Raw genomic sequence first — 13,382 nt, 5'->3', positions numbered from 1 at the left:
TTTTGAACCCTTTTCGCACCCGAGATTGACGTCGCTTACCACAAAGTCTCCGTCACCCCGGACGTGTTCCGCGGTGACGAGGAGTATCGGTATCCGCATCACTGCAACTTCCACTGGAAGTTGATGTTGTTCCACCCGCCCGATGGCGTCGAATAATATTCGGCGGGCAGCTTCAGGGGCGAACAGCCCTTGAACGCCGCGACACCCAGATCGACGACGCGCTGGCGATACCGGTCGTTCTCGTCGGTCACACCCGATTGACGCACCATGCGCGGCGTCGCGGCAAGCGTACCGTCCTCGTTGAGGCGCAGGTTCAGGGTCGTCACGATCTCGTTTGCGCCCGGCCCGGGATTGACCTGCCGATCCGCACACGGCTGAATCTGACGCGCGATCGCCTGAACGATGCCCGCCATCGCGCGCGCATCGATCTTGGCGGCGCGCGGCGCGGTCGACTTGCTGGTCGACGGTTCGCTGGTCAGCCCATCGAGGAAGTTGCTGCCCAGTCGCGAGCCACGCGGTTTCGCCGCGGTGGAGTCTGGCTTGCTGCCCGTCCCCTTCGCGGCTGCCGGCTTCGACGGCGCCGACGATGCCTTCGACGCAGTTTTGGCAGGCGCGGCCGGCGCAGGCTTTGCCGTCGGTTTCGCCGGGGCAGGCTTGGCGGCGGGTTTCGCCGGCGCCTCGGCCGGTCGCGGCTTCGGCTGCGGCTGCGGCTTCACCGGCGCGGGCTTCGGCTTTGGCGCCGGCGCGGGTTGCGGCTTTGGTGGCGCAGGCCTCGGCGGGGCCGGTTTCGGCTGCGGCTGGGGCGGCGCGGGTTCGGACTCCGGCTCCGGTTCGACGACGGTCTCTGCCGGGGGAGCGGCATCTTCGGGCTCGCCCTGCTCGGGCGCGATCGACTGCGCAGGCGGCGTCACCGCCTGCGGCGCGGCGGCTTCCAGCCCGACGTCCTTGACCAGGCTGACCTCCATCGGCGTCTGCTGGAGCTTCTCCGGATTGGGCGTCGACAGGAAGCCGACCGACAGCAGGCCGAACAGCACGAGGTGCCCGGCGACCGCTATCCCCAACCCGACCTTTTCCGCCCGATCCATCACCGTGCTGCCGATCCGCCCTCTACGGTGAGAAGCGATACGCGGTTGAGGCCGGCGCGGTTCAGTTCACCCATCACGCGCATCACCCGGCCGTAGTCGAGCGCGCGGTCCGCCCGCAGGAACACCTGCGGCGGTTCGCCACCGGCCTGCACCGCAGCGATCTGTTCCAGCCGCTGCGGCAGCGCCGTCTCGGCGATCTCCTCATCGTCGATGAACAGCTTGCCCGCGGCATCGAGCGACAGCTGCACCGGCTTCTGGTCCTGATCGAGCGCCTTGGCCCGGCTGTCCGGCAGGTTTACCGGCACGCCGGCGGTCAACAGCGGCGCGGTGACCATGAAGATGATCAGCAGCACCAGCATCACGTCGACCAAGGGCGTGACGTTGATGTCCGCCACCGGCGCACGCCGACCGCGCCCGCGGTTGGAGGGAAGGTTCATCGCCATCGTCTAGCGACCGCCATCCAGCTGCCGCGACAGCGTCGTATGAAAACCATCCGCGAAGCGGTTCAGCGCCGCCTCGATCCGGTTCACGCCATGGCTGAAGCGGTTGTAGGCGATTACCGCGGGAATCGCCGCGAACAGGCCGATCGCGGTGGCGAACAGCGCCTCGGCGATACCCGGCGCGACCACCGCGAGGGACGAATTCTGCGCCTGGGCGATGCCCGTGAAACTCCGCATGATGCCCCACACCGTGCCGAACAGCCCGACGAACGGCGCGACCGATCCGATCGTCGCGAGGATGTTGAGCCGGTCGCTGATCCGGTCGATCTCCAGCGCCGCCGCCGCCCCCATCGCGGTGGCCAGCCGTTCGCGCGTGCCGCCCTTGTCGATCGATCCGCCGGCGGTGGACCGACGCCATTCCTTCACGCCCGCCGCGAACACGCGCGCCGATGGCAGGTCCTTGTCCGCCTCCGCCTTGTAGAAGGCGTCGATGTCCTCCGCCTTCCAGAAATCGCGTTCGAAACCGGTCATGCCCTTGCGGATACGGCCCAGCCGCCGCCAGAAGGCGATGATCAGCGCCCAAGTCCAGACGCTGGCGAGCAGCAGCCCGCCCATCACGAACTTCACCACCCAATCCGCCTGAATGAAGAGCGCGACGGGCGACATCGTCGCCGCATCCATGTTGAACACCGGATTCATGAATTGGTCCCCTGCCAGATCAGGCGTTGGTAGATATCGGTCCAGGCGGCCGGTTGACGCTTCGGCCGTCCCGATGGCGCGACCAGCGCCGCCGTGACATCGGCCTCGGTCAAGACAAGCGAACCGCGCCTGACTGTTTGATGAATGACGACGCGGGCGGCGCGTACGGCATGGATGCGGCTGACGACGAGCAGGGCATCGTCCAGCTTCGCCGGCGCGCGATAGCGGATGGCCAGATCGGCGACCGCATAGGCACCCTCGCCCGCGTCATGCACGGCCCGCTGGTCGATGCCGGCAAGGCGCAGCATGTCGGAACGGGCGCGTTCCATGTATCTGAGATAATTGGCGTGATAGACGACGCCCGACAGATCGGTGTCCTCGAAGTAGACGCGCACGGCGAACCGGTGCTCCCGCCCCTCGAAGCGTCCTGCCTGCGGCTGATCGCTTTCTTCGTCCCTCATCCTGCCGCCCGTTAACCGAACCGGCGTGCAGGGGGAACCCCGTCAGTGGGTGACGGTGGCGCTCGACTCGGCGAAGATGCCCGGGTCCAGCTCCAGTCGCGGTCGGGGTGCAGGTGTGGCGACCGGGATCATCTGCACGGTGCGCGGCGCGGGTTGAACGGTGTTCGCCATCGCCATGCGGTTGGCGGCGGCGCGCTCCGACCGCCACGCATCATAGGCGGCGTAGAAATCGGTAAACGGCTTTTCGAGCACGGCGAGCCTGCCCGAGGCGAAGGCGGGCAGATCCGCCGACTCAACCGCCGCGCTGTCGGCAAGCGTCGCGACGGCGGCGTTGCAGAAGGCATCGCGGGCCTGCGACTGCGAGAAGAAGTTGTAGAGGCGCGTCATCTGGTCGTCGTAGCGGTCCTGCCAGTCGCCGCCGCCGGCCTTGTACTCGGCGGTGAGCCGCGTCTGCGCGCCGTTGAGGACGGATTTCTGGCGGGCCAGCAAGGCATTGTAGCCCGCGACGATGGTCGCCTCGTCCGGACCGCGACAGGCGAGCGCCGCGACGTTGAGCGCGGCACGCAGATGCCACACCGCGCCGTCACCCGACAGGTTGCGGTTCGGCGTCATGTAGCGCCCGTCGTTCATCAGGGCCGGAATCTGCATGCCGACATAGGCACCCTTCGGCATCGCCAGCGGTGCGGGAGCGGCGGGCGGCGGCGGCGGTGGCGCGACCGCCACGACCTTCGGCTTGATCGAACACCCGGCGAGCAACGCCAGACCGACGGCCGTGAGAGCTACATAATTCCGCATCGCCAACTCGTCCTTCCGCCCCCCGGCAGGCGGATGTCATGGCAGGACAATGGTTAACGGCGAGTAAGGACGGCGCGCGGTTCGTCGTGTTTCGGACCGAAATGCGCAACGACGTTCGTCGCCGCTACGCGGCGCCACCTTCCCCTTGCGCGGGAGGACTGGCCTATCTCAATTCCTCCCCCGCGAGGGGGAGGTGGCACGCCGAAGGCGTGACGGAGGGGGAGGTAAGCGACGCCCCCCGTCAAAACGCCTCAACCCGCCCGCTTCTCCAGCGCCGAAGCCGCCTCGCTCATCAGCGCGCCGATGATTTCCGCGATCGGCTCTTCCTTCGTCACCATGCCGACCGACTGCCCTGCCATGACCGAGCCATGCTCGATATCGCCGTCGATCACCGCGCGGCGCAGCGCGCCGGCCCAATAATGCTCGATCTGCAACTGCGCCTCGAGCATCTCGACCTTGCCGCCGTCGAGCAGCAGCGCGACCTCGCGCTGCTTCGCGCCGAACAGCTCGCCCGCCGCATTCTTCAGCGCGCGGACCGGGATCACCGGCAACCGCGGATCGATCTGCACGCTGGCGATCGCGTCACGTGCCGAGGCGCGGATGAACGCCTTCTTGAAATTGGCGTGCGCGATCGATTCGGTCGCGCAGACGAAGCGCGTGCCGAGCTGGACGCCCGCCGCACCCATGTCGAGATAGCCGGCGATCGCCTCGCCCCGGCCGATGCCGCCGGCGACGAACACCGGGACCAGCTCGGCGATCTCGGGCAGCATCTCCTGCGCGAGCACGCTGGTCGACACCGGGCCGATGTGGCCGCCGGCCTCCATCCCCTCGATCACCAGCGCATCGACGCCCGACCGGATCAGCTTCTTCGCCATCGCCAGCGTCGGCGCGAAGCAGATGACCTTGGCACCCGATGCCTTGATCGCCTCCAACGAACCCTTCGGCGGCAGGCCGCCGGCGAGCACGACATGGCCGACCTCGTGCTTCGCGCAGACCGCGATCAGGTCGAATAGCGCCGGGTGCATGGTGATCAGGTTCACGCCGAACGGCCTGTCGGTCATCGCGCGGGTCGCGGCGATTTCCGTGTCGAGCAATTCGGGCGTCATCGCCCCGCACGCGATCACGCCGAACCCGCCGGCGTTGGACATCGCCGATACGAGGTTGCGCTCCGACACCCACGACATCGCGCCTGCCATGATCGCCACCTCGCTGCCGAGGAATTCCGCACCCCGCGCCATCCGGCGGGTCAGTCGCTCCTGTCCGACGGTCACGCCGCGGCGTCCACGGCGTCGAGGCCGTAGGCGGTGTGGAGGACGCGGACGGCGAGTTCGGTCTCGTCCTCGTGGATCAGCACCGACACCTTGATCTCGCTGGTCGAGATCGCCTGGATGTTGATCCCGCGTGCGCCGAGCGTGGTGAACATGGTGCTGGCGACGCCCGCATGGCTGCGCATGCCGACGCCGACGACCGAAATCTTGGCGACCCGCGTGTCATGCACCATCTCGGCGAACCCAATCGCCTCGCGGCCCTGATTGAGCGATTCGAGCGACCGCGCGAGGTCCGCCGCCGGCACCGTGAAGGTGACGTCGGTCGAACCGTGGTTATGCGCGATATTCTGGATGATCATGTCGACATTGATGTTCGCCGCCGCCAGCGGTTCGAAGATCGCCGCGACCGCGCCGGGCTTGTCCGGCACGCTGATCAGCGTGATCTTCGCCTCGTTCTTGTCGTGCGCGATGCCCGTGATCAGCTGGCGTTCCACGTCGTCTATCTCCTCTTCGCCGACGATCATCGTGCCGGGCAATGTGTCCGCCATCGGTGCATCCTCGCCAGTGAAGGACGAGAGCACCTGGACGCGGACCTGTTCCTTCATCGCGAGGCCGACCGATCGGGTCTGCAACACCTTCGCGCCGACACTGGCGAGTTCCAGCATCTCTTCATACGTCACCTTGGCGAGCTTGCGCGCGCGCGGCACGATGCGGGGATCGGTGGTGTAGACGCCGTCGACATCGGTGTAGATGTCGCAGCGGTCCGCCTTCATCGCCGCCGCCACCGCGACCGCCGAGGTGTCCGACCCGCCGCGGCCCAGCGTGGTCACCCGGCCGTCATCGGCGATGCCCTGGAAACCGGGAATCACCGCGACCTCGCCCGCCGACAGGCTGGCGTCGAGCGCCGCCGTATCGATCGTGCCGATCCGCGCCTTGGCAAAGGCATCGTCGGTATGGATCGGCAATTGCCAGCCCATCCACGATCGCGCCTTCACACCCGCCGCCTGCAACGCGATCGCGAGCAGCCCGCTGGTGATCTGTTCGCCCGCCGAGACGACGACGTCGTACTCGCGCGGGTCGTAGAGCGACGACGCCTCGCGGCAAAAGCCCACCAGCCGGTCGGTCTCGCCCGCCATCGCCGACACGACCACCGCGACCTGGTTGCCCGCCTCGACCTCGCGTTTGACGCGCGCGGCGACGCTCCGGATGCGCTCGATCCCGGCCATCGACGTGCCGCCGAACTTCATCACGATCCGCGCCATCTGGGTCGCCAAACTCCTTGGGGTAAAGGGGCCGTCCTGATAGGTAGCGGCCATGGGAAGCGCAAGCAGCACGATCGATGCCCGCGAGGCGGAGCATTTCGGCAAGATGGCAAAGGACTGGTGGGATCCCAAAGGATCGTCGGCGATGCTGCACAAGCTGAACCCGGCGCGCCTCGGCTACATCCGCGCCGCGGTGGACCTGCATTGGGATGGCGACGACACCAGTTTCACGCCACTCGCCGGCAAGACCGCGCTCGACGTCGGCTGTGGTGCGGGGTTGCTCTGCGAACCGCTCGCCCGCCTCGGCGCAGCGGTAACGGGCATCGACGCTGCGGCGGAGAATATCGTGGTAGCGCAAGCGCATGCAGCGCAGGGCGGCCTCACGATCGACTATCGCGCGGTCGGCGTCGAGGCGATGAGCGAACGCTTCGACCTCGTCACCAGCCTGGAGGTGATCGAGCATGTCACCGATCCCGCCGGCTTCGTGCGCGGGCTGGCGGAGGCGCTGGCGGACGGCGGCCTGCTGGTGATGTCCACCCCCAACCGCACGCCACTGTCGCGGCTCGCGCTGATCACGCTGGCGGAGGGCACGCGGCGCATCCCGCGCGGCACTCACGACTGGGATAAATTCCTGACGCCCGACGAACTGACCGGCCTGCTGGAACGCGCCGGCCTCACGGTGACGGATGTACGCGGACTGGGATTCTCGCCCGCGACAGGCTTCACATTGTCCGATTCGACGCAGCTCGACTATTTCGTGACGGCGAAGCGGCTGTAATTTTCTTCGATCCGAAGCGGGATAACCGCCCGCGCCGGGAAGGATTGAGCAGGCTGCCCCGCCCCGCTACCCGTCCGCCATGCAAGCACTGACCAACCCGCGGCTGCGCCTCCCGATCCTTCTGCTGGTCGCGATCGCTGCACGCTGGCTGACGTTCGGCAATCCGCTCGTCCATGTCGACGAGGAATTCTATTTCGTCACGGCCATGCGGATGTGGCAGGGCGCGCTGCCCTTCGTCGACGTCTGGGATCGCAAGCCGGTCGGGCTGTTCCTGCTCTATGCCATTCCGGCATGGCTGGGATTTCCGGCAGGCATCTGGGCGTATCAGATGATGGCGCTCGCCAGCACGGTCGCGACCGCATGGCTGATCGGCCGGCTGGCCGATCGCCTCGGCCACCGTTACGGCGCTACCGCGGCGGGCCTCGCCTACATCCTTTGGCTCGACCTGCTCGGCGGACAGGGCGGACAGACGCCAGTCTTCTACAATCTGCTGACGATCGCCGCCGCGCTGCTGATCCTCTCGTCCGCCGCGACGCCTCGCCGCCGCCTGTACGGGCTAGGCGTGATGGCGCTGATCGGCGTGGGCCTGCAGATCAAGACCTCGCTGGTGTTCGAGGGCCTGTTCTTCGGCCTGTGGCTGCTCGCCGACGAATGGCGGATCGCGCGGAAACCGCTCGCCCTGTGCGGCTACGGCATCGCGCTGGTGATCGTGGCGCTGCTGCCGACCGCGGCCGTGGCAGGCTATTATCGGGCGATCGGCGCCTGGGATGCATTCGTCTACGCCAACGTCGTCTCGATCTTCCAGCGCGTACCCGATCCGCTGTCGGAACTCGCAGGCAACATCGGCGAGATGGTGCTCATCACCTCACCGATCGTCGCCATCGCAATTCTGGCGGCGATCAGGACCGCGGCGCAGCCCGACCAGCGTCGCGAACGGCGGTTCGTCACGCTATGGCTCGCGGTGGCGATCGGCAGCGTGCTGATCTTCCGGCCATGGTTCGACCATTATGCGCTGCCGGCGCTGCTGCCCGCCTGTGCGATGGGCGCCGCGATCTGGGGCAGCGAGCATTGGCGACACCGTTATACCCCCGCACTGCTGCTGACGGCGGCGCTCGCGGGTCAGATCGTTCTGATCCTCCAGAACCGTGGGCGCGGCGACGGACGCGAGCTGGCCGCGATGGCGGCGGCCGTCGGGCACGGTCCCGGATGCCTGTACGTCTATTCGGGCTCGACCATGCTCTACGCAGCGACCGGTCGTTGCGCGTTGTCGCGTTACCTGATGCCCTCGCATCTGGTCCGCGCACGCGAAGCCGGCGCCACGGGCGTCGATCAGGATAGCGAGATCCGCCGCATCCTCGCCGCCCGGCCCGAAGCGGTCGTCATCCGCCCACCCTATCGCGGCGAACGTCCCGCCGCGCATGCGATCGTCACCGCGGCGATGGTCCGCGACTACCGTCTGGCCGCCCGGCTGCCGATGGGTAACGAGATCGTCCAGGTCTATCGCCGCATCCCGTGACGCGTCTGCTCGCCTCGATCCACGACGTCTCGCCGCGCTTCGAACATGAGGTCGATCGCCTGCTCGACCATCTTGCACCCCATGTCGGACGGCGGCTGGCGATGCTGGTGGTGCCCGATCACTGGGGTGACGCGGCGATCACCCCGACCTTCGCGCGTCGCCTGCGCGACTGGGCGGACGAAGGCGTCGAGATGTTCGTCCACGGCTGGACGCATCGCGACGACGGCCGTCATGCCGGAGCCACCGCGCTGAAGGCGCGCCACATGACCGCGGGCGAGGGCGAGTTCCTCGGCCTCGATCACGCGGAAGCGTCGCGCCGGATGCGGATGGGCAAGGCGCTGGTCGAGGATATCACCGGTCGCCCCGCCGCGGGCTTCGTCGCACCGGCATGGCTGTATTCCGATGGCGCGCACAGGGCGCTGGCCGATGCCGGCTTCGCGCTGGCGGAGGATCACCTGCGCGTCTGGCGACCGGGCGGCGCTATCGTCGCGCGTGGCCCCGTGATCACCTGGGCCAGCCGGTCGCGGATGCGGCAGTGGAGTTCGCTCGCCGCCGCCGCGACGCTACGCCACGTGCTCCAGCCGGCACCGACCGTACGGATCGCGGTGCATCCCGGCGACACCCGCGTACCGGCCTTGCTTGCCAGCATCACCGCGACCTTCGCCGCGTTCGCCCGCCATCGGCCCGCGGCCTATGCCGACCTTCTGATCGATCCGTCGCGGGCGGCGATCACACTGGCGTAATGCGCCACCAGATCGGCGGCGTGCTCGACGTCGCTGCGCACCCCCGCCGCGGCGACGCCGGCCGCCCGGCGGACCAGCGACCGATCGCGCGACAGCATCCGCAGGATCGCCGCGGCGCACGATCGCACGTCACGCTCCGCATAGACCTCCGCGAACGGGGCATCGGCGATTTCCGCGGTGCCGCCGCCATCCGGCACGATCAGCGGCGTACCGCTCGCCAGCGCTTCTACCGGAACCAGCCCGAACGTCTCGGTTCCGCAGCCGTGGATATAGGCGTCGGCGCTCGCCATGATCGATGCCAGCCGCCGCCGCTCGTACACCGGCAGGAACAGGCGAATATGCGGATTGTCGCCGATATGCCTTTCCAGCGTGCGGGTATCGATGCCCTGCCCCAGGATGACGAGGCCGACCGGCACCTGCGCACCGGCACGTTGCACCGCGTCGATCACGGTCGGCCATCGCTTTTCGGGATGATGGCGGCCGACGCCCAGTAGCAGGTGCGCCTGCGGTGGCAGGCCGCATTGCTGCAACAGCGCCGCGCGAAGTCCCTCATCGCGCAGGGCGGGCGAAAAATGGCTGCGCTCGATCCCCAGCGGCATCGTCGCATCCACCCGCACGCCCCGTCCGGTCAGGCGGCGGGTCAGCGACGGACCGTTGGTCACCACCGTATCGTATCGATCGAGGCAGCGGCCCAGATAGCGGTCGTACCACGCGAACGCGCGCTCGATCCGCGCGCCCGACGCCACCGGCCGCAACCAGCGCTTGGGATAGGATTCGACATTGTCGTTGTGCATGAAGAATGCGCGGATCGCCGCCCCCCGCGCATGCGCCGGCCGGGGGTCCTGCCAGCCCGATACGATCCATGCGCTGCGCCATGGCGAACAATTTTCGATGACGTCGGGCAGCAGCGCGTCGAGCCGGCGATGGATCGGCGCGGCATCCCAGAACAGCCCGTAATTCGCGTCGAACGGCATGCCGGGCGATTTGACGTAATGCACCGCGCCGCCGCCGGGGCGTTCCTCCACCCGATCCTCGCGGCCGGGGGCGATCACGATCAGTTCGTGGCCCATCGCCGCCAGCAACGCGATCTTGCGATCGACATAGGTGCGTACGCCACCCCCGGTCGGCGAATAGAATTCGTTGACGTCGACGATCCTCATACCGGAACCGTCATCGCCGCCGTGTCGCCAGATGATGGACGCCGAACCCGACGATCAGCACCGCGTGGACCAGCAACACCGCCGCCGCGGTAAATGCGATCAATTCGGACAGCGCCTGATCCTCGCCGATCATCAGGATCGCGAAATTGGCGAACAGCAGGTCCTTGTTCGGCAACAGCGGAAGGCGTGAAAACAGCAGCCGGCCGGCAGACAGGAACAGCCAGGTTCCGATCGCGACCTCCGGCATCGCCGATGCCCACGCCAGCGCAAGGAAGCCCGTGCCGAGGATCAGCCGCACGCAATGCACACCGAACACCGCCCACAGCTGCGCACGCGGCAGTGAGAACACCTTGCGCGAAAAGATCAGGAACGGCAGCGACGTGCCGAAGATCACCGCCAGCGATCCGTAGACGTAGCGCATCATCTCGGGCGGGATCAGGTCGCGGCCTGCCGGCAGCGCGACCGCGATCATCGTCAGCGTCACCGCATTGCCGGCGATCGCCGACAGGATCGACACATCCTTCACCGCCCCGAACGGCGCCGCGACCAGCCGCGTCCGTTGCCGTGCCCAGGCGTAGAAATACGCTTCGCCCGAATAGCCCATCACGACGTCGTTCGCGATCCGCTTCTTGATCAGCGCCACTAGCCCGGCGAGCGGAATGCCCCACAGCCGGCGAAAGATGACGTAATCGGCCAGCGGCGGCGTCAGGTACAGGCCAACGAAGGCGATGTAGAACACCGGATTGCGCGGCGTCGCCCGGTTCAGCCCGGCCAGCCCGGAACTGAACAGCTCGTGGCCGAGGCCGGCCAGCATCGCCACGGTCACCAGCGCGCCCAGAATGGCAGGCCAGCGGCTCTTGATGGTCGTCAACGGTTGAAGTCCCGCGATCTCGGGGGAAGGCGGCACCAGTTCGACGTCGCCATGGCCTGCATTCTGATCGATCTGCACCCGATGGTCCGCACGATGAAGGTGGCGCCGCTTAGCCGGGCAGGCGACGCTTTGCACATGAAATCCGCGCCGCGGACGGCCTGCGTTGGCGCGATGCGGCTGGCTGTGGCAGGACGACGCCCGACGATGGCGGCCGATCATATCCTGACCTACGCCCGCACCCTGTCCGGCGGCGGTGTCGAGCGGGCACAATTGCGGCTGGCGCGCGGATGGCTGGCACTGGGCCGGCGGGTGACGCTGGTGATCGGCGACGAACGCGGGCCACTCCGTGACGAGCTGCCCGACGGCATCGTCCTGCACCCCCTGCGCGACGACCGCTACAGCGCCCAATTCGCCCTGCCCGGCATTGTCCGGCAGCTGCGCCCGGCCGTCCTGTTCTGCCCCGGCAATTTCTACACCGCCATCGCCGCCTGGACACGGGCGCGGCTGGGATCCGACTGCCCGCCGATCGTCGTCAAGATGTCCAACGCCGTCGATCGCGGCGATCACGGCCGGATCGCGGCGGCCGGCCATCGGCTCTGGCTGGCGCAGCATCACCGGTTTTGCGACCACCTCGTCGCCATGACCCCCGCGACCGCGGCGCAGGCGGCACGCGCGACCGGCATGACCGGCCGGACCAGCGTCATTCCCAATCCGGTCGTCGCATCGTCCGGCGACGGCGACCCGCCGTGGCTTCCCCCCGGCCGCGTCGTGCTCGGCGTCGGCCGGCTGGTCGCGCAAAAGCGCTGGGACCGGTTGATCGACGCCTTGCCCACGCTGCCCGACGACGTGCAGCTGGTAATCCTCGGTGAAGGCGATGTGCGCTCCGCCCTCGAACGGCGGGCATGCGCCCTGGGGTTGGCGCATCGCGTCCACCTGCCGGGCCATGTCAGCGATCCGATGCCCGCGATGGCGCGCGCCGCGGTGCTGGCGCTGCCCAGCGATTACGAGGGCGTGCCCGGCGTTTTGCGGGAGGCGCTGTCCGTCGGCACGCCGGTGGTCGCAACCGATTGCAGCCCGGCGGTACGCGAGATCATTGCGACGCCTGCGCTCGGCAGCGTGGTTGCCCTGGGCGACCACGCCGCCCTGGCCGCGGCACTGGGCCATTGGCTTGACGCGCGCCGCCCTGCGCCGGTGCCGCAACCCGGCGCGGACGCCGCCGCGCGCTACCTACGCCTGTTCGACACCATCGTCTGATCCGTCGCGCTCGCCCTCGCGCTCCGAACTGCGTTCCAGCGCGGTCTTGACCATCGCGGTCATCGGGTCCGCCAGCGCCAGCCCGAGGATGCCGAACAGCGCGCTCGCCATGATCTGGGCGCCCAGCGTAAGCGCCGGCGGCAGGTCGACCGTCTTCTTGGCGACGATCGGCAGCAGCACGTAGCCGTCGAAACCCTGCACGACGATATAGGTGCCGATCGCCCAGTAACCCACATCGGTGCCCGCCGAGAAACCGACCGCCACCATCAGCGCGCCGCTGATGAACGCGCCGATATTGGGGATGAACGCGAGCAGCCCGGTCAGGATACCGAGGATCATCGCCATCGGCACGCCGCCGATCGACAGCGCGATCCACGTCAGCACGCCCTCCGCCAGCATGCCCAGCAGCCGCCCCGCGAGCAGGCGCCGCAGCGTCTTGCCCATCCGTTCCAGCACCACCGCGAATTCGGCGCGGTTCGACCGCGGCACCATCCATTCCAGCCCGCGCTGGTACGTGCGCGGGTCCATCGCGACGAACAGCCCGATGACGATGATCATGAACATCGTCGTCAGCGCGCCGAAGGCGGTGCCGACCCATGAGGTGATTCGGCCGACCGAGCTCAGCGCCTGCCGCGCGATGCCGCTGACGTCCGACGCGCCCGGCATCAACCCCTGCGAACTCAGCCAGCCGGCGACGCGGTTCGCCTGCGATTCCAGCGTCGTGCGCAGCTGCGAGAATTGCGCCGACACCTGCACGCCGGTGAGATAGAAGGTGCCGAACAGGAACGCGATCGTCAGCAGCATGACGATCAGCAACCGCCAGCCGCGCCCGATCGGCAGCACCTTGCCGAGCAGCCGCACCCCGCCGTCGAGCAACGCGGCGAACACCAGCCCGGCGAAGATGATCAGCAGCGGCTGGACCAGGATCACCGCCAGCGCGATGGCGCCCGCCAGCCCCAGCCACACTGTCGCCCGCTTCAGCTCCTGCCGGACGAAGGGATCGCGCAGCTCGTTGGGGCTAGGCTCTTTGGCGAGCGGCGCGTCGGTCAA

General features: G+C 68.3%; 14 protein-coding genes. 4 read left to right on the top strand and 10 right to left on the bottom strand.

The window, feature by feature from the left end:
- Positions 1-98: 98 nt before the first annotated feature.
- The 7 genes from LRA87_RS13760 to LRA87_RS13730 all read right to left on the bottom strand — a co-directional run bounded on the left by LRA87_RS13760 (position 99) and on the right by LRA87_RS13730 (position 6,010).
- Positions 99-1,085: a cell envelope biogenesis protein TolA gene (locus LRA87_RS13760; RefSeq protein WP_230632319.1), complete on the bottom strand. Its 987-nt coding sequence runs from the start codon at positions 1,083-1,085 to the stop codon at positions 99-101.
- Positions 1,085-1,528, bottom strand: a complete 444-nt coding sequence (tolR, locus tag LRA87_RS13755; protein ID WP_230632179.1) for a protein TolR — start codon at positions 1,526-1,528, stop codon at positions 1,085-1,087. Before tolR ends, LRA87_RS13760 begins: the two co-directional genes overlap by 1 nt.
- A gap of 3 nt (positions 1,529-1,531) precedes the next feature.
- Positions 1,532-2,224: a protein TolQ gene (tolQ, locus tag LRA87_RS13750; RefSeq protein WP_230632176.1), complete on the bottom strand. Its 693-nt coding sequence runs from the start codon at positions 2,222-2,224 to the stop codon at positions 1,532-1,534.
- Positions 2,221-2,685: a YbgC/FadM family acyl-CoA thioesterase gene (locus LRA87_RS13745; protein WP_230632173.1), complete on the bottom strand. Its 465-nt coding sequence runs from the start codon at positions 2,683-2,685 to the stop codon at positions 2,221-2,223. Before LRA87_RS13745 ends, tolQ begins: the two co-directional genes overlap by 4 nt.
- Before the next feature lie 42 nt (positions 2,686-2,727).
- Positions 2,728-3,480: a hypothetical protein gene (locus tag LRA87_RS13740; RefSeq protein ID WP_230632170.1), complete on the bottom strand. Its 753-nt coding sequence runs from the start codon at positions 3,478-3,480 to the stop codon at positions 2,728-2,730.
- 251 nt (positions 3,481-3,731) lie between these two features.
- Entirely contained in the window at positions 3,732-4,718 is a 987-nt protein-coding gene (locus LRA87_RS13735) for an NAD(P)H-dependent flavin oxidoreductase (RefSeq protein ID WP_230632317.1), read from the bottom strand.
- 29 nt (positions 4,719-4,747) lie between these two features.
- Complete coding sequence (locus LRA87_RS13730) at positions 4,748-6,010, bottom strand: aspartate kinase (protein ID WP_230632315.1); 1,263 nt, start codon at positions 6,008-6,010, stop codon at positions 4,748-4,750.
- Positions 6,011-6,062: 52 nt separating this feature from the next.
- Between LRA87_RS13730 and ubiG the strand changes: the two genes are divergently transcribed.
- The 3 genes from ubiG (at position 6,063) to LRA87_RS13715 (ending at position 9,047) form a co-directional block, all read left to right on the top strand.
- Positions 6,063-6,788, top strand: coding sequence for a bifunctional 2-polyprenyl-6-hydroxyphenol methylase/3-demethylubiquinol 3-O-methyltransferase UbiG (gene ubiG, locus LRA87_RS13725; RefSeq protein WP_230632167.1), 726 nt, complete (start codon positions 6,063-6,065; stop codon positions 6,786-6,788).
- Positions 6,789-6,867: 79 nt separating this feature from the next.
- Positions 6,868-8,304 carry an ArnT family glycosyltransferase gene (locus LRA87_RS13720; RefSeq protein WP_230632164.1) on the top strand — a complete coding sequence of 479 codons (1,437 nt, stop codon included), beginning with the start codon at positions 6,868-6,870 and terminating at the stop codon, positions 8,302-8,304.
- Entirely contained in the window at positions 8,301-9,047 is a 747-nt protein-coding gene (locus tag LRA87_RS13715) for a DUF2334 domain-containing protein (RefSeq protein WP_230632161.1), read from the top strand. The genes LRA87_RS13720 and LRA87_RS13715 overlap by 4 nt, the downstream gene beginning before the upstream one ends.
- On the opposite strand, the gene LRA87_RS13710 is transcribed toward LRA87_RS13715, so the two are convergent.
- Positions 8,996-10,207 (bottom strand): glycosyltransferase, encoded by a 1,212-nt coding sequence (locus LRA87_RS13710; protein WP_230632158.1) that lies wholly within the window; start codon positions 10,205-10,207, stop codon positions 8,996-8,998. The two genes, LRA87_RS13715 and LRA87_RS13710, sit on opposite strands and share 52 nt — an antisense overlap.
- Before the next feature lie 10 nt (positions 10,208-10,217).
- On the bottom strand, positions 10,218-11,156 hold the full coding sequence (locus tag LRA87_RS13705) for a hypothetical protein (RefSeq protein WP_230632155.1): 939 nt from the start codon (positions 11,154-11,156) through the stop codon (positions 10,218-10,220).
- Here LRA87_RS13705 and LRA87_RS13700 point away from each other — a divergent pair.
- Positions 11,130-12,332, top strand: coding sequence for a glycosyltransferase (locus tag LRA87_RS13700; protein WP_230632154.1), 1,203 nt, complete (start codon positions 11,130-11,132; stop codon positions 12,330-12,332). The genes LRA87_RS13705 and LRA87_RS13700 overlap by 27 nt on opposite strands.
- On the opposite strand, the gene LRA87_RS13695 is transcribed toward LRA87_RS13700, so the two are convergent.
- Positions 12,306-13,382 (bottom strand): AI-2E family transporter, encoded by a 1,077-nt coding sequence (locus LRA87_RS13695; RefSeq protein WP_230632151.1) that lies wholly within the window; start codon positions 13,380-13,382, stop codon positions 12,306-12,308. The two genes, LRA87_RS13700 and LRA87_RS13695, sit on opposite strands and share 27 nt — an antisense overlap.

The sequence above is a fragment of the Sphingomonas sp. Leaf37 genome, from assembly GCF_920939475.1.
Classification (GTDB): domain Bacteria; phylum Pseudomonadota; class Alphaproteobacteria; order Sphingomonadales; family Sphingomonadaceae; genus Sphingomonas.
The sequence above is the reverse complement of the archived record's forward strand: the minus strand, read 5'-3'. Positions and strand labels throughout refer to the sequence as shown.

What these genes read in the sequence shown, in the direction of transcription:
- LRA87_RS13760 (WP_230632319.1), bottom strand. Translation starts at nt 1,085, where the DNA reads ATGGATCGGGCGGAAAAGGTCGGGTTGGGGATAGCGGTCGCCGGGCAC.
- tolR (WP_230632179.1), bottom strand. Translation starts at nt 1,528, where the DNA reads ATGGCGATGAACCTTCCCTCCAACCGCGGGCGCGGTCGGCGTGCGCCG.
- tolQ (WP_230632176.1), bottom strand. Translation starts at nt 2,224, where the DNA reads ATGAATCCGGTGTTCAACATGGATGCGGCGACGATGTCGCCCGTCGCG.
- LRA87_RS13745 (WP_230632173.1), bottom strand. Translation starts at nt 2,685, where the DNA reads ATGAGGGACGAAGAAAGCGATCAGCCGCAGGCAGGACGCTTCGAGGGG.
- LRA87_RS13740 (WP_230632170.1), bottom strand. Translation starts at nt 3,480, where the DNA reads ATGCGGAATTATGTAGCTCTCACGGCCGTCGGTCTGGCGTTGCTCGCC.
- LRA87_RS13735 (WP_230632317.1), bottom strand. Translation starts at nt 4,718, where the DNA reads ATGGCGCGGGGTGCGGAATTCCTCGGCAGCGAGGTGGCGATCATGGCA.
- LRA87_RS13730 (WP_230632315.1), bottom strand. Translation starts at nt 6,010, where the DNA reads ATGGCGCGGATCGTGATGAAGTTCGGCGGCACGTCGATGGCCGGGATC.
- ubiG (WP_230632167.1), top strand. Translation starts at nt 6,063, where the DNA reads ATGGGAAGCGCAAGCAGCACGATCGATGCCCGCGAGGCGGAGCATTTC.
- LRA87_RS13720 (WP_230632164.1), top strand. Translation starts at nt 6,868, where the DNA reads ATGCAAGCACTGACCAACCCGCGGCTGCGCCTCCCGATCCTTCTGCTG.
- LRA87_RS13710 (WP_230632158.1), bottom strand. Translation starts at nt 10,207, where the DNA reads ATGAGGATCGTCGACGTCAACGAATTCTATTCGCCGACCGGGGGTGGC.
- LRA87_RS13700 (WP_230632154.1), top strand. Translation starts at nt 11,130, where the DNA reads ATGGCCTGCATTCTGATCGATCTGCACCCGATGGTCCGCACGATGAAG.